Origin of the sequence: Kribbella albertanoniae (genome assembly GCF_004348455.1) — a bacterium.
In the GTDB taxonomy this organism is placed as follows: Bacteria; Actinomycetota; Actinomycetes; order Propionibacteriales; family Kribbellaceae; genus Kribbella; species Kribbella albertanoniae.
Genome location: NZ_SMKA01000279.1, coordinates 1 through 12,042 on the forward strand (window position 1 = coordinate 1; position 12,042 = coordinate 12,042).

Consider the following 12,042-nt stretch of genomic DNA (forward strand, 5'->3'; position numbering starts at 1 on the left):
TGGCTGTTCGTCATCTGGCACTGCTGGCAAAACAGCACCGCCTACAACCCCGATCAGCACAACGCCCTCCAACGCGTCCTCAACCCCACCGAACAGAAGGCGGGTTGACACAGGGCTTCTGATGGGGGAACCCAGGAGATGGTTCGGTGCCGGAACCCGAATCGCGGTGGCTCGGCAGCGAAATGGGTCAGCCCGTGAAATGGGGGAGCGGGAGCCGGATCGGTAACGGCTGCGTCGAAGGGCCTACCGAATAGCCCGAACGTGGATAGGGTTGGCAGATGGAATGGTTGCGCGAGAACCTGTGGGTCGCCTGGCTGTCGATTGCCGGCGTACTGGCTCTGGCCGAGCTTGCCTCGCTCGACTTCACCTTGCTGATGCTGGCGGCCGGTGCGTTCACCGCGGCCGGCGTGGCCGCGGTCTTCCCCGGACTGCTCTGGTTGCAGATCGTCGTCGGCCTGGTGACCGCCGCCGCGATGCTGGCCGCGATCCGGCCGATGATCGTCCGCAAGATTCACGACGGCAAAGAGCTGAAGACCGGCTCGGCCCATGTCATCGGGCGGACCGGCACGGTGGTGAAGGAGATCCACCCCGACGGAGGTGGCTCGATCCGGCTCGGCGGTGAGCTCTGGACGGCCCGCCCGTACGACGACGTGTCGACGATCAAGCCCGGGACCCGGGTCGAGGTGATGTCGATCGACGGAGCGACCGCGGTCGTCTATCCGATCCCCGAGCAGGTGCGCCACGAGCTCGACACGCACCCCGGGCTGAACGACCCCGAGCCGGGCTCGCAACCGCCCCAGTCGCCCTCGCAGTAGGCTCGAAAACAAGCACGTCGAGCAGATTGCTCGAACAGGCAACGACGCGCCGGGAACCGGAGCGCCGGTTGCCCCGTCGATAGGAAAGACTGTCCGTGCCTTGCGGGTTCTGTCGAGTTGGAGGGTCCAGTGATCGGCTTCCTTGTGGTGCTGGCGATCGTCGCCGTTCTGGTGATCGTCACCCTGGCCAAATCAGTACGGGTGGTGCAGCAGCAGACCGTCGGGATCGTCGAGCGGTTCGGTAAGTACAAGACCGGTTTGCAGCCGGGCCTGAACCTGCTGACCCCGTTCGTCGACAAGGTCCGCTACACCATCGACATGCGCGAGCAGGTCGTCTCGTTCCCGCCGCAGGGCGTGATCACCGAGGACAACCTGATGGTGTCGATCGACTCCGTCATCTACTTCCAGGTGAACGACCCGGTCCGGGCGACGTACGAGATCTCGAACTACATCCAGGCCATCGAGCAGCTGACCATGACCACGCTGCGAAACATCATCGGTGGGATGGACCTGGAGCAGACGCTGACCTCGCGTGAGGAGATCAACGAGAAGCTCCGGTACGTCCTCGACGAAGCGACCGGCAAGTGGGGGATCCGGGTGAACCGGGTCGAGCTGCGGTCGATCGACCCGCCGCCCTCGATCCAGGACTCGATGGAGAAGCAGATGCGCGCGGACCGCGACAAGCGCGCCGCGATCCTGACCGCCGAGGGTATGCGGCAGTCGGCCGTCCTGTCGGCCGAGGGCCAGAAGCAGTCCGCGATCCTGACCGCCCAGGGTGACAAGGAGTCCCGCATCCTGCGCGCGCAGGCCGAGCGGGAGGCCCGGATCCTGAAGGCACAGGGTGAGGCGCAGGCCATCACCACGGTCTTCAACGCGATCCACGCCGGCAAGCCGGACCAGGGTCTGCTCGCGTATCAGTACCTGCAGATGCTGCCGTCGATCGCCCAGGGCGACTCGAACAAGCTCTGGATCATCCCGAGCGAGATCGGCAAGGCGATGGAGGGTCTCGGCAGTGCCGTCGGCCAGATCGCCGGCATCCCGCAGAAGGCCGAGGGCAACTGGCAGGCGCCGGAGATCTCCGACGCCGCGGCCAGCCCCGAGGTCGAGGGCGGTGTCCAGGACAAGGCGGTCGCCGAGGCCGACAACGCCGTACAAGAGGCCATCGCTGCAGCGCAGAGCGCCGCGGTCAGTGGCCGGACGGCTCCGGCTCCCGCGCCGTCGACCAGCCCCGAGCACACCCTGCCGCAGTCAGAACCGCCGCTGGAACGCTGAAAAATCGCAACCCCACAGGGGCGTCCTCATCGCGAGGGCGGCCCTGTGGTCGTTCATCCCCCGGACCGCGCGCCGTACCGGCCGTCTCGTTGCGTAGAGTCGGGCAACGATGACATGGTTCGAGGCGCTGTTCGTCCTGGTGGCGGGGATAGGCGCGGGCACGATCAACGCCGTGGTGGGGTCAGGCACACTGCTGACTTTCCCCGCCCTGCTGGCTATTGGCATTCCACCCGTGCTCGCGAACGTGAGCAACAGCGTCGGTCTCGCGCCCGGTACGGCGGCCGGCGCGATCGGCTACCGCCGTGAGCTCGAGGGCCAGCGCGGCCGGATGATCCGGCTGGTGCCCGCCTCACTGGTCGGCGGTGTCCTCGGGGGAGTGCTGCTGCTCACGACGCCCGAGTCCGCGTTCCATGCCGTCGTACCGGTCCTGATTCTGCTCGGCTGTGTGCTGGTCGCCTTCCAGCCGTGGTTGCGGAAGTGGATCAGCGTCCCGTCGCACACCCATCGCGGCGCCTGGTGGGTGATCCCCGCAGTCTTCGCCACCGGCGTGTACGGCGGGTATTTCGGTGCTGCTCAGGGTGTCCTGCTGATGGCGATCCTCGGGCTCGGCCTGGATCCGGACCTGCAGCGGATGAACGGTCTGAAGAACGTGCTGGCCACGGTCGTGAACACGGTGGCCGCGATCCTGTTCATCATCGTCGCCGACGTGAACTGGCTGGCCGCGGCGCTGATCGCGGTCGGATCCACGATCGGTGGTTTCCTCGGCGCCCGCTACGGCCGCAAGCTGCCCCCGCTCGCTCTCCGCGGGCTGATCATCTGTATCGGCATCGCGGCCATCGTCACGATGCTGTTCTAGCGGCGAGGCCGTCCAGCAGCAGGTCGAGTCCGTAGTTGAACTGCTTGTCGCCACCGGTGGTCCGGGAGAGCTCGGGCGCCAACTCGACCACGGTCGGGAAGTCGCGCGAGGACAGCGACTCCATCGAGGCACGCAGCCGGCGGAGTGCATCTGGGTCGAGCTTCTCGTGGGCCATCTGGATCTCCCACGTCGTTGCCCCGAGCACATAGGTGAACAGCGTCGTGTGCGTCCGGGCAGCGATCTCCGGCTCGAACCCGGCCGACCGCAACACGCTCAGCAGACCCTCGGCGACCCGGGCGGTCTCGTGCCCGCTCAGCGGCCGGCTCGCGAGTAGTTGCGCGAGGCAAGGATGCTGGAGCATCAGGATGCGCAGGTCCCGGCAGACCGACCGGACCTGATCCGGCCAGGGCAGGTCGTCCGGTGGCGGCGGCATCAAACCCATCAGGTGATCGCGGATGGCGTCGTACAGATCGTCCTTGTTCCGGAAGTAGGTGTAGAGGGCCATCGGCCCGACACCGAGCTCGGCCGCGACCCCGCGCAGGCTGAATCCGTCGGCGCCCTTGGCCTCCATCAGCTCCAGGGCGGTCCGGACGACCAGCTCCGAGTTGAGTGTGTTGCGGGGTGTGCGCGGCATGTGACGTAGCTCCCTTCGATGTCGCTAACGTACAGTGTATAGTACAACGTATGCGAGCAATCGAGATCACTGAATTCGGTGGACCTGAGGTCCTCAAGGTCGGCGACGTTCCGGATCCGGTCGCCGGTGACGGCCAGGTGCTGATCACCGTCGATCACGCCGGGATCAACTACGCCGACACCCATCAGGTGGAGAACAGCTACCTGCAGGCGTCCAAGCTGCCGATGATTCCGGGCGGTGAGGTGGTCGGTCACACGGCCGACGGCCGCCGGGTCGTTGCGCTGGTCGGCTCCGGTGGGTACGCCGAGAAGGCTGTTGCCCACGCGCCGTACGCCTGGGATGTCCCCGAGGGCGTCACCGACGGGCAGGCGCTCGCGCTGGTGCTGCAGGGCACGACGGCCTGGCACCTGCTGAAGACTTCAACGCACTTCCAGCCTGGTGAGTCCGTGCTGGTGCACGCCGGTGCCGGCGGCGTCGGATCGCTCGCGATCCAGCTGGCCAAGCACTGGGGCGCCGGTCGCGTGATCGCCACCGCCTCGTCGGACGAGAAGCGCAAGCAGGCGCTGGAGCTCGGCGCCGACGCGGCCATCGACGGTACGCCGGAGGGCCTGAAGGACCGCATCATCGAGGCGAACGGCGGGAAGCCCGTCGACATCGTGCTCGAGATGGTCGGCGGACCGACGTTCGACGAGTCGTTCGCGGCGCTGGCCAAGTTCGGCCGCCTGGTCACCTTCGGTGCCGCCTCTCGCGAGGCCGCCGCTCCGATCGAGTCGGGCCGGTTGATGAAGGGCTCCAAGACCGTCGTCGGCTTCTGGCTGGCGGACTGCTTCGGCGACCCGCGGCTGCTGGGTGAGCCGCTGACCGAGCTGTTCGGCCTGGTCGCCGACGGCGCCCTGCGCCCGATCGTCGGCGGCGAGTACAAGCTGTCCGAGGTCGCCACCGCTCACGAAGACATGCGGGCCCGCCGGACTGTCGGCAAGCTCGTCCTTGACCCCACGCACTGAGATCCCGGAGGAGAACAAATATGACCACCCCGGTCGAGAAGGTTCTGTACACCGCCAAGGCCACCGCAACCGGCGGTCGTGACGGCAAGGTGGCGAGCAGCGACGGCAAGCTCGACGTCGTCGTGGCCCCGCCGGCCGAGCTCGGTGGTACCGGCAACGGCACCAACCCGGAGCAGCTGTTCGCGGCCGGTTACGCCGCCTGTTTCCAGAGCGCGATGACGACGGTCGCCCGCCGGCTCCGCGTGGACGTCACCGGCTCGGTCGTCACCGCCGAGGTCGGTCTCGGCGCGATCGCCGGCGGTGCCTACGGCCTGCAGGTCGCGCTGGTCGTCAGCCTGCCCGGCCTCGAGCAGGACGTCGCCCAGGACCTGGTCGAGAAGGCCCACCAGGTCTGCCCGTACTCCAACGCCACCCGCGGCAACATCGTCGTGGACCTCAAGCTGGCCTGAACCTGGCCTGACTGAACTTGGGCTGACCCCGCCCTGGTCAGTCCAGCCGCGCCAGGGCCTCTTTCAGGAGGCCCTCGGTCGCGGAGGCGGGTGCGGCCGCGATCGTGAGCCCCTCCATGATCGCGGCGTACTCGTCGACCTCGTCCAGCTTGTCGAGGTAGAGCGCGCTCGCCGCGTGCTCGATGTAGACGATGTCCGGCAGGTCCCCGTCGGGGAACCGCAGAATGCTGAACGCACCACCCGCGCCCGGGTAGCCGACACTGCTGAACGGCATGATCTGCAAGGTGATGTTGGGCTCCCGAGCCGCCGTCATCAGATGCTCGATCTGAGCCCGCAGGATGGCGGCACCACCGACCGGCCGGTGCAGCACCGACTCGTCGATGACCACCCACAGCCGGGCCGGGGTCGTCCGGGTGAGGATCTGCTGCCGGGTCACCCGCAGCGCCACCCGCTGGGCGACTTCCTCGTTCGGCTGATAGGACTTGCCCAGCTGTACGACGGCTCGCGCGTACTCCTCGGTCTGCAGCAGCCCGGGGACGAACATCACCTCGTACGTCCGGATCAGCGTCGCCGCGACCTCCAGACCGACGTAGTTGGTGAACCACGACGGCATCACGTCGCCGTACCGTGACCACCAGCCGGGGTTGTTCGCGGCACGCGCCAGCTCCATCAGCCGGAAGCGCTCGTCGGCGTCGCTCATCCCGTAGAGGTCGAGCAGGTCGTTGACGTCACGTTCCTTGAAGCCGACCCGGCCGAGCTCCATCCGGCTGACCTTCGACTCCGAGGCGCGGATCTGCCAGCCCGCGTCGGCGCGACTGATCCCGGCCTGCTCCCGCATCCTCCGGAGCTGCCCGCCCAGCATGATCCGCAGCGCCGTCGGCCCACCGTCACCACTGCCGCCGCCGGTCACTGTCACCCCATCACCCGCCACACGCGTCCACTCACCCATTTCAGCCCGCGATGCTACTCCGTGTCCACGGGCCAGGCCCCTTCGCCGCTCCGGGAAGCGAGATCAGCTTTGCGCGAGGGCGAGCACGGTGGCGGTCGGCAGCTTGGCCAGCTCGGCACCGTCGATCAGGATCTTGGACGCGCGGACCCCGCTCCCGATCACCACGAGACCGGCTGCGACAACCGCCTCGTCGATTAGCACCGGCCACTCCGCGGGCAGTCCGATCGGCGTGATCCCGCCGTACTCCATCCCCGTCGTACCGACCGCATCGTCCTGTGCGGCGAACGAGATCTTCCGGACGCCGAGGTGTTTGCGGATCACCCCGTTCACATCGGCGCGGTCGTCGGCGAGCACCAGCACTGCGGCGTACGACGAGTCGCCGCCGCGCTTGCCGAGCACGATCACGCAGTTGGCCGACGCGGCCATCGGTACGTCGTACTCCGCGCAGAAGGCGGCCGTATCGGCCAGGCCCGGATCGATCGCCGCCGCGTACGCCGGGAGGTCGCCGACCGCATCCCGCGTCGGCCCGGCCAACAGCTCCGGTACGGCGGCGGCCGGCTGCCAGTCGAGTTTGCCGAGAACTGGCGCCGTCACTGCGCGTCCACGAGGTCGGCGTACTCGGTGTGCTTGGCCAGGAAGTCCTGGTAGTAAGGGCAGGCGGGCTTGACCCGCAGGCCGAGCGCGCGGGCGTCGTCGAGCGACTGCACCGCGATCCGGCCGGCCACTCCGCGACCGCGGAAGTCGGGCAGCGTCTCGGCGTGCAGGAAGCTGATCACCCCAGGGTGCAGTGCGTAGTCCACGAAGCCCATCAGGTTGCCGTCGGCGTCGAGTGCCTCGTACCGGCTGCGCTCCTTGGCGTCCACCACGCTGATCTCGTTCTCCATACCGGCCACTGTAGGTCGGGTTTGGAATTCCGCGCCCCTGGGGTACGGGCTCCGATGGGCGTGTCCCAGCCAGGGACGCCGGGCTCGGGAGGAGCAGGGATGAGCAGCGAGCACGCGTTGGACGAAGGCAGAGCGATACCCAGTCTCGTGCCGGCCCGGATGGACCGATTGCCGTGGACACGTTTCCACTGGATGATCGTCGTCGGTCTCGGCGTCTCGTGGATCCTCGACGGTCTCGAGATCCAGCTGGTCTCGCTGGTCGGCAACACCCTGAAAGAGGGTGCGACCCTCGGGCTGACCACCGCCGAGGTCGGGTTGCTGGCCTCGATCTACCTCGCGGGTGAGGTGGTCGGTGCCTTGTTCTTCGGCCGGATGACCGACAAGTGGGGCCGCCGCAGCCTGTTCATCATCACGCTGCTGGTCTACCTGATCGCATCCGGCGCGGCCGGTCTGACCTGGGACTTCTGGTCGCTGGCGTTCTGCCGGTTCATCGCGGGGATGGGGATCGGCGGTGAGTACGCCGCGATCAACTCAGCGATCGACGAGCTGATCCCGTCGAAGTACCGCGGCCGCGTCGACATCGGCATCAACGGCACCTACTGGGCCGGTGCGCTGATCGGGTCGGCGGTTGGTCTGGTCTTCCTGAACACCGCCATCATCCCGATCGAGTGGGGCTGGCGGCTGTGCTTCCTGGTCGGTCCGGTGATGGGTCTGGTGATCATCTACCTGCGCCGGCACATCCCGGAGAGCCCGCGCTGGCTGATGACGCATGGCAAGGTCGCCGAGGCCGAGGCGACCGTCGACCGGATCGAGGACACCGTTCGCGCCCAGGGCGGTCAGCTGCGCGAGGTGAGCCCGGAGGAGGCCATCAACGTCGTCGACTACCCGCCGGTGACGTACCGCGAGATCGCGCGGGTGATGCTGCGCGACTACCGCAGCCGTTCGTTCCTCGGCTTCTCGATGATGGTCACGCAGGCCTTCCTCTACAACGCGATCTTCTTCACCTACGCGCTGGTGCTGAAGTCGTACTTCGGGCTGAGCGACTCCGGGGTCGCGCTGTACTTCTTCCCGTTCGCGATCGGAAACCTGGCCGGCCCACTGCTGCTCGGGCACTGGTTCGACACGATCGGCCGGCGGAAGATGATCTTCGCGACGTACTCGATCGCCGGTGTCGTCCTGTTCATCACCGCCTTGCTGTTCAACGCAGGTGCACTGAACGCGACCACGCTGACGCTGATGTGGTGCGTGGTGTTCTTCTTCGCCTCGGCCGGTGCCTCGTCGGCGTACCTGACCGTCAGCGAGATCTTTCCGATCGAGCTGCGCGGCCAGGCGATCTCGTTCTTCTTCGCGATCTCGCAGCTCACTGGTGGAGTTGTGGCCCCGTTCCTGTTCGCGTCGCTGATCGGTGAGGGCGAGAACCCGGCCCGCGGTCCGCTGGCAGTTGGTTATGTCATCGGCGCGGTGATCATGGTGATCGGTGGTGTGATCGCCTGGTTCTTCGGGGTCGATGCCGAGGGACAGTCGCTGGAGAACATCGCCAAACCGCTGTCGGCCCGCGAGGGCGGCACCCGGTTCCAGGGGCCGTCCCCGCGGCTGCCAAGTACCGATGCGCAGGGTCGCCGGATCACTCCGGTCAAACCCGAGGCGCAGCAGGGCAGGGACGAGCCTCCCGTCAGTTGAGCGCGCGGCGGATGGCGTCCATCACGTCGGATGCCATCCGCTTGCTCACCTCGGCACCCGCCACCAGGCCGGATCCGTGGAAAGTACCGCGGTAGTGGTGCAGCTCGGTGCTGACACCGGCCTCGAGGAGCCGCTGGGCGTAGATGATTCCCTCGTCACGCAGCGGGTCGAACTCGCAGACCGACACGAACGCGGGTGGTAGTCCGGACAAGTCCTCGGCCCGGGACGGAGCGGCGTACTGGAGTCCGAGGGTTTCCGGCGTACCGGAGAGGTAGTACTTCCAGCTGTACTCGGCGGACGGCCGGTTCCAGAGCGGGGTGTCGACGAACGCCCGCATCGACGGTGTCTCCAGCCGGTCGTCGAGCTCTGGGACTTCCAGGAGCTGGAAGCAGATCGCCGGGCCCTTGCGGTCGCGGGCGAGCAGCACGACGGCGGCGGTCAGGCCACCGCCCGCACTCGCGCCGCCGACCGCGATCCGGTCCGGATCGACACCGAGCTCGGTCGTGTTCGCGGCCAGCCATTCGAGGGTCGCGTAGCAGTCCTCGAGCCCTGCCGGGAACGGGTGCTCCGGCGCGAGCCGGTAGTCGGGGGAGACGACCACGGCACCGGCCGCGGCCGCGATGTCGACCGAGAACTGTTCGGTCAGCTCAGGGTCACCCAGTACGAACCCGCCGCCGTGGATGCTGAGGAATCCGGGCCGCAGGCCGTCCAGCCCGGTCGGCGTGTACACCTTCGTGCGGATGTCGTAACCGTCGTGACCGGGGATCGTGACCTCGCGGATCTCGATCCCGTCCGGTACGACGACCGGTGGGATCAGGTTCTGGACCTCCCCGGTCCGCTCCCGGATCAGGGACAGGTCGCTGAGGTCGATCTCCGGAAGCATCGCCAGCCAGGGCGTCAGTTCCGGGTCGATCGCGTACTTCGTCATCGTGGTGCCTTTCTGCTCGCCGACCCTCCGAGCATGCTGGGCCAGCCTGCCACGGCGCAGCCGCCGGGTGGCGGAGATCCGGGGCCCGCAGTCCGCCGTTCGGCGTAACCTCACTGTATGAAGGGCCTGTTGCTGCGACTGTCGTCGCTGGACGCCGACGCGGAGAGCGCCGTCCGCGTGATCGGCTTCTTCGACGCGCTGATGACCGACCGGGCCGAGCTCGCGACGTTGCTCCGCAGTACGGCGGCGCTCGCGGAATGCCCCGTCGGCGTCGACGCGCCCGGCCGCGGTCTCGTCCTGCGCGCCGACCCGACCGGGACCATCGACCTCGGCGAACCGCCGCCCGGCGCCGACCTCCGCGAGTACGCCGACGCCCGCTTCTGGCTCGCCCGCCCGGAGACTGCGCTCCCGCTCGACGAAATCGTGCTGGAGCGCTTCGCGTTGGCCGGCTCGTTGTTGCTGGACCGAACGGTCAGCAGCCTCCCCGCCGTCGGCGACCCCGCCCTGGTCCAACTGGTCGTCTCCGCCACCGCCGGCATCGCCGAACGCTCCCGAGCCCTCCACCTACTGGGCATCACCCCGACGAGCACCCTCCGCGTCGCCGTCTCAGCCGCCATGGGCAGCTCCGACTCCCCGCCCGGTCCTTCCCCACCCACCTCGCGGGTGATCTCCGGTCCGGTGGGCGAGCACCTGGTGAGCCTTTGGACCGACTCCCATGCGGAGGCGGCTCCCGGCGTACGGACTGGGGTTGGTTGTCTTGTGCCGGCTATCCGGGCGGCCGACTCCTGGCGGGATGCGTGTACGGCCTTCCGGCTCAGCTCGCCCGAGGCTCCCGTCGTACGGTCCGATGATCTGGGCGGGTTGCTGGTGGTGGTCGAGCGGCTGCGGCCCGAGGACATCGCGGCCTCGCCTGATGTCGCCGCCTTGGACCGGATCGCGGCCGAGCCGGGCGGTGACGATCTGCTGGCGATCCTGCGCGCGTACGCGGTCACGGACTCGGTCCGGAAGGCGGCCGCGCTCGTCTTCCGGCACCACAGCACGGTCGCGTACCGGCTCGAGCACGCCGAGGCCATCCTCGGCTTTCCGTTCAGCAGTGCGGTCGGCCGCTTCCGCCTGCAGATCGCCCTGACGATGCGGGCCTTAGGATCAACTACGTGGCAGGACTCCTGATCGCTGGTACGACGTCCGACGCCGGCAAGACGACCGTGGTGACCGGACTGTGCCGCTGGCTCGCTCGCCAGGGTGTCCGGGTGGCGCCGTACAAGGCCCAGAACATGTCGAACAACTCGATGGTCTGCGCCGATGGGACCGAGATCGGCCGAGCCCAGTGGATCCAGGCGATCGCTGCCGGCGCCGAGCCGGAGGCCGCGATGAACCCGGTACTGCTCAAACCCGGCAGCGACCGCCGCAGCCACGTCGTCCTGATGGGCCAGCCATGGGGCGAACTCTCCGCCCGCGGCTTCCTCACCGAACGCGCCGAACTCGCAAAGGCCGCCTTCGCCGCGTACGACGACCTGGCCTCCCGCTACGACGTCGTGATCGCCGAGGGCGCCGGCAGCCCGACCGAGATCAACCTGCGCCAGTCGGACTACGTGAACATGGGCCTGGCCCAGCACATCAAGTCGCCCGTGGTCGTGGTCGGTGACATCGATCGCGGGGGAGTGTTCGCCTCGATGTTCGGCACGGTCGCGCTGCTCGACGCGGCTGACCAGGCGCTGATCAGCGGGTTCCTGGTGAACAAGTTCCGCGGTGACGTCTCGCTCCTCCAGCCCGGTATCGAGATGCTCACCTCGGTCACCGGGCGCCCGACGTACGGGATCCTCCCGTGGCTGCCCGAGCTCTGGCTGGACTCGGAGGACGCACTCGACATCCCCGTACGACGGACTGCCGCGAGCGCGGATGTCGTCTCGATCGCGGTCGTCCGCTTCCCGCGGATCAGCAACTTCACCGACCTCGACGCCCTCGCGGCCGAACCCACGAACAGCGTCTTCTTCACCACGAGCCCAGCCGAGATTCGCGACGCCGACCTCGTCGTACTCCCCGGCTCCCGCGCCACTGTCTCCGACCTTGAGTGGATGCGGTCCCTCGGCCTAGACAACGCAGTAGCCGCCCGCGCCGCCAAGGGCCGGCCGATCCTCGGGATCTGCGGCGGCTACCAACTCCTCGGCGGCGCCATCACCGACCCCCACGGCATCGAGGGCGGCGGCAACCACACCGGCCTAGGTTTGTTGCCAGTAGCAACCGAATTCGCGCGCGCCAAAACTCTGGCCCGCCCCACACCCACGGCGTACGAGATCCACCACGGCGTTGTCACCGTGAACTCTGACGCCGACCCCTTCCCCGGCGGCTGCCGCACCGGCAACACCTGGGGCACCATCTGGCACGGCCTTCTCGACGACGACTCCACCCGCCACGCCTTCCTCACCGAAATCGCCACCCTCACCAACAAGCCGGCCCCCGACGGCACCACGTCCTTCACCACCCTGCGCGAATCCCGCCTCAACCGCCTCGCCGACGCCATCGAAGAACACGTAGACACCGCAGCCCTCCTCCACCTCATCGAGTCCGGCC

13 protein-coding genes are annotated in these 12,042 nt (G+C 68.2%); 8 read left to right on the forward strand and 5 right to left on the reverse strand.

The window, feature by feature from the left end:
• Nucleotides 1–278 precede the first annotated feature (278 nt).
• The 3 genes from E1261_RS37345 (at nt 279) to E1261_RS37355 (ending at nt 2,943) form a co-directional block, all read left to right on the forward strand.
• Nucleotides 279–815, forward strand: coding sequence for an NfeD family protein (locus E1261_RS37345; protein WP_132414466.1), 537 nt, complete (start codon nt 279–281; stop codon nt 813–815).
• A gap of 129 nt (nt 816–944) precedes the next feature.
• Nucleotides 945–2,087 carry an SPFH domain-containing protein gene (locus E1261_RS37350; RefSeq protein WP_420814093.1) on the forward strand — a complete coding sequence of 381 codons (1,143 nt, stop codon included), beginning with the start codon at nt 945–947 and terminating at the stop codon, nt 2,085–2,087.
• 109 nt (nt 2,088–2,196) lie between these two features.
• Nucleotides 2,197–2,943 carry a sulfite exporter TauE/SafE family protein gene (locus tag E1261_RS37355; RefSeq protein ID WP_132414467.1) on the forward strand — a complete coding sequence of 249 codons (747 nt, stop codon included), beginning with the start codon at nt 2,197–2,199 and terminating at the stop codon, nt 2,941–2,943.
• On the opposite strand, the gene E1261_RS37360 is transcribed toward E1261_RS37355, so the two are convergent.
• Nucleotides 2,927–3,577, reverse strand: a complete 651-nt coding sequence (locus tag E1261_RS37360) for a TetR/AcrR family transcriptional regulator (protein ID WP_132414468.1) — start codon at nt 3,575–3,577, stop codon at nt 2,927–2,929. The genes E1261_RS37355 and E1261_RS37360 overlap by 17 nt on opposite strands.
• Before the next feature lie 50 nt (nt 3,578–3,627).
• On the opposite strand from E1261_RS37360, the gene E1261_RS37365 reads away from it, so the two are divergent.
• On the forward strand, nt 3,628–4,581 hold the full coding sequence (locus tag E1261_RS37365) for a quinone oxidoreductase family protein (RefSeq protein ID WP_132414469.1): 954 nt from the start codon (nt 3,628–3,630) through the stop codon (nt 4,579–4,581).
• A gap of 20 nt (nt 4,582–4,601) precedes the next feature.
• Nucleotides 4,602–5,030 carry an organic hydroperoxide resistance protein gene (locus E1261_RS37370; RefSeq protein ID WP_132414470.1) on the forward strand — a complete coding sequence of 143 codons (429 nt, stop codon included), beginning with the start codon at nt 4,602–4,604 and terminating at the stop codon, nt 5,028–5,030.
• Nucleotides 5,031–5,067: 37 nt separating this feature from the next.
• Here the strand turns inward: E1261_RS37370 and E1261_RS37375 are convergent, their stop codons facing one another.
• The 3 genes from E1261_RS37375 to E1261_RS37385 all read right to left on the reverse strand — a co-directional run bounded on the left by E1261_RS37375 (nt 5,068) and on the right by E1261_RS37385 (nt 6,863).
• Nucleotides 5,068–5,892, reverse strand: coding sequence for a helix-turn-helix domain-containing protein (locus E1261_RS37375; protein ID WP_132414477.1), 825 nt, complete (start codon nt 5,890–5,892; stop codon nt 5,068–5,070).
• 150 nt (nt 5,893–6,042) lie between these two features.
• A complete protein-coding gene (locus E1261_RS37380) occupies nt 6,043–6,573 on the reverse strand; it encodes a YbaK/EbsC family protein (protein WP_132414471.1) in 531 nt (176 codons plus the stop codon).
• Complete coding sequence (locus E1261_RS37385; protein WP_132414472.1) at nt 6,570–6,863, reverse strand: GNAT family N-acetyltransferase; 294 nt, start codon at nt 6,861–6,863, stop codon at nt 6,570–6,572. The genes E1261_RS37380 and E1261_RS37385 overlap by 4 nt, the downstream gene beginning before the upstream one ends.
• A gap of 99 nt (nt 6,864–6,962) precedes the next feature.
• Between E1261_RS37385 and E1261_RS37390 the strand changes: the two genes are divergently transcribed.
• Nucleotides 6,963–8,543 (forward strand): MFS transporter, encoded by a 1,581-nt coding sequence (locus E1261_RS37390; protein WP_202875371.1) that lies wholly within the window; start codon nt 6,963–6,965, stop codon nt 8,541–8,543.
• On the opposite strand, the gene E1261_RS37395 is transcribed toward E1261_RS37390, so the two are convergent.
• Nucleotides 8,536–9,471 (reverse strand): alpha/beta hydrolase, encoded by a 936-nt coding sequence (locus E1261_RS37395; RefSeq protein WP_132414473.1) that lies wholly within the window; start codon nt 9,469–9,471, stop codon nt 8,536–8,538. The two genes, E1261_RS37390 and E1261_RS37395, sit on opposite strands and share 8 nt — an antisense overlap.
• A 117-nt stretch (nt 9,472–9,588) precedes the next feature.
• Between E1261_RS37395 and E1261_RS37400 the strand changes: the two genes are divergently transcribed.
• Both E1261_RS37400 and E1261_RS37405 read left to right on the forward strand, forming a co-directional pair.
• The gene (locus E1261_RS37400; RefSeq protein ID WP_132414474.1) at nt 9,589–10,641 is read left to right on the forward strand and encodes a helix-turn-helix domain-containing protein; all 1,053 of its coding nucleotides are present in this window, start codon (nt 9,589–9,591) and stop codon (nt 10,639–10,641) included.
• Nucleotides 10,626–12,042 (forward strand): cobyric acid synthase (locus tag E1261_RS37405; RefSeq protein WP_132414475.1); only part of this gene is annotated, 1,417 nt, incomplete at its 3' end. The genes E1261_RS37400 and E1261_RS37405, both read left to right, overlap by 16 nt.

Bases quoted from the DNA above. Each gene is read 5' to 3' on its own strand.
- E1261_RS37345 (WP_132414466.1), top strand. From the start codon at position 279: ATGGAATGGTTGCGCGAGAACCTGTGGGTCGCCTGGCTGTCGATTGCC.
- E1261_RS37355 (WP_132414467.1), top strand. From the start codon at position 2,197: ATGACATGGTTCGAGGCGCTGTTCGTCCTGGTGGCGGGGATAGGCGCG.
- E1261_RS37360 (WP_132414468.1), bottom strand. From the start codon at position 3,577: ATGCCGCGCACACCCCGCAACACACTCAACTCGGAGCTGGTCGTCCGG.
- E1261_RS37365 (WP_132414469.1), top strand. From the start codon at position 3,628: ATGCGAGCAATCGAGATCACTGAATTCGGTGGACCTGAGGTCCTCAAG.
- E1261_RS37370 (WP_132414470.1), top strand. From the start codon at position 4,602: ATGACCACCCCGGTCGAGAAGGTTCTGTACACCGCCAAGGCCACCGCA.
- E1261_RS37375 (WP_132414477.1), bottom strand. From the start codon at position 5,892: ATGCTGGGCGGGCAGCTCCGGAGGATGCGGGAGCAGGCCGGGATCAGT.
- E1261_RS37385 (WP_132414472.1), bottom strand. From the start codon at position 6,863: ATGGAGAACGAGATCAGCGTGGTGGACGCCAAGGAGCGCAGCCGGTAC.
- E1261_RS37390 (WP_202875371.1), top strand. From the start codon at position 6,963: ATGAGCAGCGAGCACGCGTTGGACGAAGGCAGAGCGATACCCAGTCTC.
- E1261_RS37395 (WP_132414473.1), bottom strand. From the start codon at position 9,471: ATGACGAAGTACGCGATCGACCCGGAACTGACGCCCTGGCTGGCGATG.
- E1261_RS37400 (WP_132414474.1), top strand. From the start codon at position 9,589: ATGAAGGGCCTGTTGCTGCGACTGTCGTCGCTGGACGCCGACGCGGAG.